This window comes from Streptomyces sp. FH025 (assembly GCF_017427025.1).
Lineage (GTDB): Bacteria > Actinomycetota > Actinomycetes > Streptomycetales > Streptomycetaceae > Kitasatospora.
In genome coordinates this window covers 1-7,748 of the sequence record NZ_JAFLNG010000365.1, presented here as the reverse complement: position 1 = coordinate 7,748, position 7,748 = coordinate 1, and the positions used below count along the sequence as shown (strand labels likewise).

At 72.6% G+C, this 7,748-nt stretch carries 6 protein-coding genes; all 6 read right to left on the bottom strand.

What is annotated here, in order from left to right:
• Positions 1–77: 77 nt before the first annotated feature.
• Entirely contained in the window at positions 78–995 is a 918-nt protein-coding gene (locus J0670_RS23670) for a metal-dependent hydrolase (protein ID WP_207813670.1), read from the bottom strand.
• Positions 996–1,233: 238 nt separating this feature from the next.
• A complete protein-coding gene (locus J0670_RS23665) occupies positions 1,234–2,013 on the bottom strand; it encodes an IclR family transcriptional regulator (protein WP_207813669.1) in 780 nt (259 codons plus the stop codon).
• A 264-nt stretch (positions 2,014–2,277) separates the two neighbouring features.
• Complete coding sequence (locus J0670_RS23660) at positions 2,278–3,738, bottom strand: catalase (RefSeq protein ID WP_207813668.1); 1,461 nt, start codon at positions 3,736–3,738, stop codon at positions 2,278–2,280.
• 66 nt (positions 3,739–3,804) lie between these two features.
• Complete coding sequence (alc, locus tag J0670_RS23655) at positions 3,805–5,004, bottom strand: allantoicase (RefSeq protein WP_207813667.1); 1,200 nt, start codon at positions 5,002–5,004, stop codon at positions 3,805–3,807.
• A gap of 63 nt (positions 5,005–5,067) precedes the next feature.
• Positions 5,068–6,459, bottom strand: coding sequence for an allantoinase AllB (allB, locus tag J0670_RS23650; RefSeq protein WP_207813666.1), 1,392 nt, complete (start codon positions 6,457–6,459; stop codon positions 5,068–5,070).
• A gap of 125 nt (positions 6,460–6,584) precedes the next feature.
• Positions 6,585–7,727, bottom strand: a complete 1,143-nt coding sequence (locus J0670_RS23645; RefSeq protein WP_207813665.1) for a glycerate kinase — start codon at positions 7,725–7,727, stop codon at positions 6,585–6,587.
• Positions 7,728–7,748 lie beyond the last annotated feature (21 nt).

Here is a 7,748-nt window from a genome sequence, read left to right as displayed (position 1 = left end):
GATGACGTTTTCTGTTCGCTGAAATCTGTCGGCTGTCATCTGTCGGCTGTCATCTGTCAGCCGTCAGCCGCTAACCGTCAGCCGATCGCAGCCGCCGTGCGGGCGGCCGGGGAGGTGGCGAGGTAGCCCAGCGCCTGACTGGAGGACCCCTCCTGGGTCGGGTGGTAGCCCGGCCGCAGGTACCGCAGCCCGGAGCGGATCGACTTCACCGGATCCGGCAGCAGCCCGCGCTTGGCGATCTGGCCCGCCTCCCGCCAGGTGGGCTTGAGTCGCCCCGCCAGCGTCGGGTCGGCGGCGAGCATGAACCGGGCGCCGCGCACCCACAGGTGGACCAGCAGTGGCCCGGAGACCATCATCCCGCGTATCCGACGCAGGTAGCCCGGGTCCAGGTGGACCATCAGGTCGAAGGCGACGCTGCGGTGCTCGACCTCCTCGGCGCCGTGCCAGCGCAGCAGGTCGAGCATCGTCGGGTCGGCTTTCGCCCGGTCCAGGCCGGGCGAGTTGAGGGCCCAGTTGCCGAGGAAGGCGGTGAAGTGCTCGATCGCCGCGACGAAGGCGACCCGCTCGATGATGTTCTCCCGCCGCTGGGCCGGCGTCAGGCCCTGCTTGTCACCCAGGACACGCTGGAACAGCCAGGAGATCTGCCGGACGTACGGGCGCGGGTCGAGCCCCTGGCCGAGCAGGTGGTCGAGCACCTCCTGGTGCGCCTCGGCGTGGATGGCCTCCTGCCCGATGAAGCCGAGCACCTCCTCGCGCAGCTGCTCGTCCCGGATCAGCGGCAGGGCCTCCTTGAACACCTTGACGAACCAGCGCTCGCCCTCGGGCAGCAGCAGGTGCAGCACGTTGATGACGTGGGTGGCCATCGGCTCGTCCGGGATCCAGTGCAGCGGCAGCCCGGACCAGTCGAAGCGGACGTCCCGGGGCTCCAGGACGAGGCCGTCGTGCACACGCGCGGCGGGGGCGGCGAGGGCGGGGACAGGGGTGGTTCGGGTCATGACAGGCCCTCCTGACCTGGGCGGGCGGCTCGATTGAGGGAAACGTACTCGCGGGTAGCGGCCGGGACAAGGGTTTCGGCAACTCTTATCGACATCGAGTCTAATAAGTGATGCACACCCGAGGACGCCCCGGAGGACGACAACGGGAACACCGCTGAATCACCACCAGTGGAACGGTCGGGACAACGAGGGCCCCGCCGGACGCGTCACGTCCGGCGGGGCCCGTCGGGCGGACGGTTCAGACCGCCATCGCCAGCATCAGCGGCGCCGCCCGAGCCGCCAGCAGCTCGGCGGCGGCCTTCAGCTTGTGGATGTTGTCCGCCGGCATCGAGGTGGCCAGGCACCCGACCGTGCTGCCCGCCGTGATCGGCACCGCCGCGCACACCGTGCCGAGCGCGTACTCCTGAATGTCCAGCACCGGCACCGTGGCCGGCTGCCGCTCCAGCCGGTGCATCAGCTGGTCGGCATCGGTGACCGTGCGGGAGGTGAGCCGGGCGACCGGGTGCCGGGAGAGGTGGTCGCGCCGGGCGTCCGCGTCCAGCTGGCTGAGCAGGCACTTGCCGATCGCGCTGGCGTGCGCGGTGGCCCGGAAGTCCACCCACTCCTGCACGGCCGGCGCGAAGTCGGACGCCGAGACCGCCTCGACCGACAACTCCCCCTCGTGGTAACGGCTGAAGTACACCGCGGCGCCCAACTCGTCGCGGAGTTCGGCGAGTTTGCGGTTCAGTCGAGCCTTGACCAGCTGTTCCCGGTTGTGCTGCCCGAGCAGCGCGAAGGTGCCGCCGAGCACCCAACCCCCGTCCTGGCACTGGAGGTAGCCCTCGATCTCCAGGATCTCCGCGAGCCGCCGCACGGTCGGCAGGCCGAGCGAGGTCTCCCTCGCGAGGGCGACCAGGGTGGCGCCGTCGGGGTGGCGGTCGACGGCCTCCAGCAGTCTGAGGGCGTGCTGCAGGGAGGTGAACGGGCCCGCCAGGCCCTGGTCCAAAGCGGCGTGACGACCCGGGGCTGGTGTCGACATGTCGTCCCCTTCCGATGTCCCCCCACGGAGCGACCGCGGGCAGTCTCCAGCCTATCGACCCCGCGCCCCCGACAACTGCCGTCCGTGAATATCCGTGAGCATTCCGTGGAGCGCGGCCCGGTCACCTGGTAAAAGGGGCGGCCGCCCGACGCCCGACGGGCCCCTCCCCCACTGCCCGGAGGGAGGGACCCGTCGCACGGCCGCCGGGTTGCGGTCCCGGGCGGCCGTGCGGGTGCGGATGGTCGGTCGACAGGTCGCGGCGGCTCAGCCCTCGTCGCCCGCGCGCAGTTCGGCGACGGCCGCCGCGACCCTGGCGCCGTACTCCTCGTCGGCGGCGTGGAAGTGGGCCAGGTTCTTCTCGACGACGTCGTCCCGCGTCACCTGCGACAGGGAGCCCGCGATGTTGCCGACCAGGCGGGCCTTCTCGCCCTCCGACATCAGCCGGTACAGCTCGCCGGCCTGGAAGAAGTCGTCGTCCTTGCTGTGGGCCGGAGTCGTGTAGGTGCCGGTGTGGCCGTTCACCTCGACCGGCGCCGCGAGCGCCTCGTCGGTCTGGGTCGGGCCGCCGTACGAGTTCGGCTCGTAGTTCCTGCCGCGGCCCGCGCCGTTGACGGCCATGGCCCCGTCCCGGCCGTAGTTGTTCGCCTCGGTGGCGCGCGGGGCGTTCACCGGCAGCAGGGTGTGGTTGACGCCGAGGCGGTAGCGCTGGGCGTCCGCGTAGGCGAACAAGCGGCCCTGGAGCATCTTGTCCGGGGACGGACCGATGCCGGGCACGAAGTTGTTCGGCGAGAACGCGGACTGCTCGACCTCGGCGAAGACGTTCTCCGGGTTCCTGTTGAGCACCAGGCGGCCGACCTTGACCAGCGGGTAGTCGGCGTGCGGCCACACCTTGGTGAGGTCGAAGGGGTTGAAGCGGTAGTCCGCGGCCTCGGCGACCGGCATCAGCTGGACGTAGAGGGTCCAGGACGGGAAGACCCCGCGCTCGATGGCCTGGTGCAGGTCGCGCTGGTGCGAGTCGGCGTCGGCACCGACCACCTCGGCGGCCTGGTCGCCGTCCAGGCTGCGGATGCCCTGGTTGGTCTTGAAGTGGTACTTCACCCAGTGGGCCTCGCCCTCGGCGTTGACCCACTGGTAGGTGTGCGAGCCGTAGCCGTTCATGTGCCGGTACGAGGCCGGAATGCCGCGGTCGCCGAACAGCCAGGTGATCTGGTGGGTCGAGGCCGGCGAGTGGGCCCAGAAGTCCCAGACGTTGTCCGCCTCCTGCACGCCGGTGTACGGGTCGCGCTTCTGCGAGTGGATGAAGTCGGGGAACTTGACCGGGTCCTTGATGAAGAACACCGGGGTGTTGTTGCCGACGAGGTCGTAGTTGCCCTGCTCCGTGTAGAACTTCACGGCGAAGCCGCGCGGGTCGCGCACCGCGTCGCTGGCGCCCAGGTTGCCGGCCACCGTGGAGAAGCGCAGGAAGACCTCGGTGCGCTTGCCGACCTCGGACAGGAAGGCCGCCCTCGTGTACTTCGCCACCTCGTCGGTGACCTCGAAGTAGCCGTACGCGCCTGAGCCCCGGGCGTGCACGACGCGCTCCGGGATGCGCTCGCGGTTGAACCGGGCCAGCTTCTCCAGCAGGTGCTGGTCCTGGATCAGCAGCGGGCCGTACTCGCCGGCGGAGGCCGAGTTCTGGTTGTCGGCGACCGGGGCGCCGGACTCCGTGGTCAGGATCTTGGGCATGGAGGGTCCTTCAGATGTCGATGGAGGCGGCGCGTGAAGAGCGAGGTGACGGTGCTCAGACGGTGCTCAGAGGTTTCGGATACCGAGCAGGCGCCGTACGGCGGCCGCGCCCGGGTCCGTCAGCGGGCGGGCGGCGGCCAGTTCCGCGGCCTCCGCGCCGCTCAGGCCGGCCTCGGTGAGGGCGTCCGCGGCCTCGGCGGCCGGGACGGCGTTGAACCAGCGCAGCGCGAGGGCCGCGCGGCCGGCCTCGGTGAGGCGGCCGGTGAGCCGGAGACGGGCGAGGCCGCCGTCCGGGTAGACGTTGATCCGCACGTGGGTCACCGGGCGGCCCGCGGAGAGCCGGAAGCGGTGCCGGGTGTCGGGCTGCAGCCGGGTGCGGGGCAGGAGTTCGAACCACTCGCCGTCGGCCGGATCCTGCCCGGTCGAGGCGTCGAAGCCGATCAGGTCGGCCCAGCCGGGGGCATTGGCGACAAAGTGGGAGGTGTCCACCTCGACGGCCAGGACCTCACCGCCCCCGGCCAGGGCGATCTGCACCCAGTCGTTGGCCTTGTCGCGCCGACGCCGGGTCTCCCAGCCATCGCCCATGACGGAGGCTCGGCCGGGAGCGTTCAGGTTGTGCGGGGAGGAGAAGTAGCGGTCGGAGGCCACCTCGGCCACGCCGCCGAACTCCTGCGCGGCCAAGTCGAAGGTGAGGCCTTCGAGTTCGCGCGGGTCGGGCAGCACCTCGCCGTGCACCCTGAGCCGGGCGACGCCTCCGTCCGGGAAGATGTTCAGCCGCACGTGGGTGTAACGGGTGCCGTCCTGGACGGCGAACTCGTGGGCGGTGTCACCCTGCAGCGGGGTGCGCGGCACCACCGTGGTCCACTCGGCGTCCCGCAACTCCTCGGGTGAGGGGTGGCCGGGTACGGAGGCGGCCTCGACCGAGGCGCTTTCCGGGTAGTTGCCGGTGAAGTGGGCGGTGTCGACGATCACGCCGCGGATCACCCCGGCGGCCCCGAGCCGGACGATCGTCCAGTCGTGGTCCTGGTCGGTGGGGTGCGGGTGGTCGGCGGAGACGCCGCGGCGGCGCTTGGACTCCCAGCCGTCCATGATCTGGCCCTTGTGGCCGAAGGTGTGCGGACGGAACTCGGCCGGCTTCGCGACCAGCAGGTTCTCCGCGTCCGCGAAGGTGTCCTCGTTGGTGGCGACGACGCCCGCGCCGAGCAGCCGGGAGGCCAGGTCGACCAGCTCGGTGAAGGGAGCGCTCGGGGTGTCGGCAATGGTCACTGACTCTCCTCAGAAGACGTTGTCGGATCAGAAGACGTTGTCGGTTCACACGACGTCGTCGGTTCACACGACGTCGTCGGGCGGGGTGTCCGCGGGCCGGGTGAGCGGGCGCCCGAAGGGCTCGGCGCCGGTGTCCACCACGCGGCCGCGCAGCCAGGTGGTGCGGACCGCCCCGGTGAGCGTCCGGCCCGCGTACGGGGTCACCGGGTTGCGGTGGTGCAACCCGGCGGCCCGGACGGTGAGTTCGCCGTCGGGGTCGAAGGCGACCAGGTCGGCGTCACGGCCGACCGCGATGGCGCCCTTGGTGCCGCTGAGGCCGGCCAGCTCGGCCGGCCCGGCGGACATCCAGCGCACCACGTCGGCCAGGGTGTGGCCGCGGCGGCGGGCCTCGGTCCAGACGGCGGGCAGGCCCAGCTGGAGCGAGGCGATGCCGCCCCAGGCGGCCGCGAAGTCGCCGCTTCCGCCGTACTCGGGCAGCAGCTTGAGATCGGGGGTGGACGGCGAGTGGTCGGAGACGACGGCGATGAACTCGCCGCGCCCCAGGGCTTCCCAGAGCGCGTCGCGGTTGGCCTCGTCGCGGATCGGCGGGCAGCACTTGAAGGCGGTGTCGCCGTCCGGCACCTGCTCGGCGGCGAGGGTCAGGTAGTGCGGGCAGGTCTCGGCGGTCACCCGTACGCCGTCCGCGCGGGCCCGGCGCAGCAGCGGCAGCACGGCCGCCGAGGAGACGTGCAGGATGTGCACCCGGGCGCCGGTGCGCCGGGCGGTGTCGAGGAGGTGGGCGACGGCGGCGGTCTCCGCGCCGGCGGGGCGGGAGGCGAGGAAGTCCCGGTAGTGGACGCCGGGTTGCTGCGGCGCGGCGGCCAGGACGGCCGGGTCCTCGGCGTGGATGATCGCCAGCGCCCCGATCCTGGCCTGCTCGGCCAGGGCGGCCTCCAGGTCGGCGGCCTCGACGTGCGGAAACTCGTCGACGCCGGACGGGGCGAGGAAGCTCTTGAAGCCGAACACGCCCGCCCGGTGCAGGGGTTCGAGGTCGGCGACGTTGCCGGGGACCGCTCCGCCCCAGAAGCCCAGGTCGACCCATGCCCTACCCTCGGCGGCCTTCCGCTTGACCTCCAGCGCCGCCACCGTGGTGGTGGGCGGGATGGAGTTGAGCGGCATGTCGATGACGGTGGTGACGCCACCGGCCGCAGCCGCCCGGGTGGCGGTGGCGAAGCCCTCCCACTCGGTGCGGCCGGGCTCGTTGACGTGCACGTGGGTGTCGACCAGGCCGGGCAGCAGGGCGGTGTCGCCGAGGTCCGTGAGCCCGGCCGCGAGCTCAGCCGCGAGCTGTGTGAGCGAGCCGTGCGCGGCGACCTCGACGATCTTCCCGTCCCGGATCAGCACGTCCGCGGGGCGCTCACCGTCGGGCAGGACCACCCGTCGGGAGCTGATCACCATCGGCTGGCTGAAAGGCATGGGAGACCTCCGAAACCTGGAAGTTGAGGATGGTTTGGGGGTGGGCGACGCCGGAGCGACCGAAGGATTGCCGGGGAGCCTAGGGCCGCCTTCAACAAAACGTCAATGGAGGAACGTACGAGGCCTCAGCCCGGAAGCAGCTCCTCGGCCAACCGCTCCCCCGCGACCTCGGCCAGCTCGGCGGCCCTGGTCAGACTGTCGCCCGGCCGCTCCGCCAGATCGGTGAGCGCGATGGCGGCGGTGAACCCCGCCGCCCGCCACTGCGACTCGGACAGCTCCAGCCGGCCCGCCACCGCGGCCACCCGAACCCCCGCCCGGGCCGCCGCCGCGGCGACTCCGGCGGGGGCCTTGCCGTGGAGCGTCTGCGCGTCCAGGCAGCCCTCGCCGGTGACGACGAGGCGTGCCCCGTGCACGGCCTCGTCGAAACCCAGCAGTTCGAGCAGCAGCTCGATACCGGGCCGCATGGAGGCGCCGAGCAGCGCGAGGGCGGCGAAGCCCACCCCGCCGGCGGCTCCGGCACCGGGGGACTCCCGTACGTCGCGGCCGGTCACCGCGGCGACCTGGTCGGCAAAACGGGTCAGGCCCTCCTCCAGGACCATCAGGTCGTCCGCGTCGGCGCCCTTCTGCGGGCCGTAGACGGCGGCGGCGCCGCGCGGGCCGAGCAGCGGGTTGTCCACGTCGCAGGCGACCACCAGCTCGACGCCGGTCAGCAGCTCGGCCAGCCGGCCCGGGTCGATCCGCGCGAGTCGGCGCAACGCGGCCCCACCGGGCGGGAGTTCGGTGCCGTCCGCGTCGCGCAGGCTCACTCCGAGCGCCTGTACCATGCCGGCCCCGCCGTCGGTACAGGCACTGCCGCCGAGGCCCAGCACGATCCGCTTGGCACCCAGCGACACCGCCCGGCGGATCAGCTGGCCGACCCCGTAGGAGCTCGCCGCGAGCGGGGCGGTCCGGCCGCCGGGCAGCCGGGCGAGCCCGGCGGCCTGGGCCAGCTCGACCACGGCGGTGTCGCCGCTGACGGCGAGCGCGGCCTCCACCGGCAGGCCGGTCGGGCCGGCCACCTTGGCCGGGACGCGGGTGAAGCCGGCCGCGAGCGCGGCGGCCAGGGTGCCCTCGCCACCGTCGGCGACGGGCAGTTCGCGCACCTCGGTGCCGGGCGCGGCGCGGCGGATGCCGGCGGCGATCCGGGCGGCGGCCTCGGCTCCCTCCAGGGTGCCCTTGAACTTGTCCGGAGCTACGACCACATGGCCCTGGCGGGGGGTGGGGGGCATGACGCGGTCCTCGTTTCCGTA

What these genes read in the sequence shown, in the direction of transcription:
- J0670_RS23670 (WP_207813670.1), bottom strand. Translation starts at nt 995, where the DNA reads ATGACCCGAACCACCCCTGTCCCCGCCCTCGCCGCCCCCGCCGCGCGT.
- J0670_RS23665 (WP_207813669.1), bottom strand. Translation starts at nt 2,013, where the DNA reads ATGTCGACACCAGCCCCGGGTCGTCACGCCGCTTTGGACCAGGGCCTG.
- J0670_RS23660 (WP_207813668.1), bottom strand. Translation starts at nt 3,738, where the DNA reads ATGCCCAAGATCCTGACCACGGAGTCCGGCGCCCCGGTCGCCGACAAC.
- allB (WP_207813666.1), bottom strand. Translation starts at nt 6,459, where the DNA reads ATGCCTTTCAGCCAGCCGATGGTGATCAGCTCCCGACGGGTGGTCCTG.
- J0670_RS23645 (WP_207813665.1), bottom strand. Translation starts at nt 7,727, where the DNA reads ATGCCCCCCACCCCCCGCCAGGGCCATGTGGTCGTAGCTCCGGACAAG.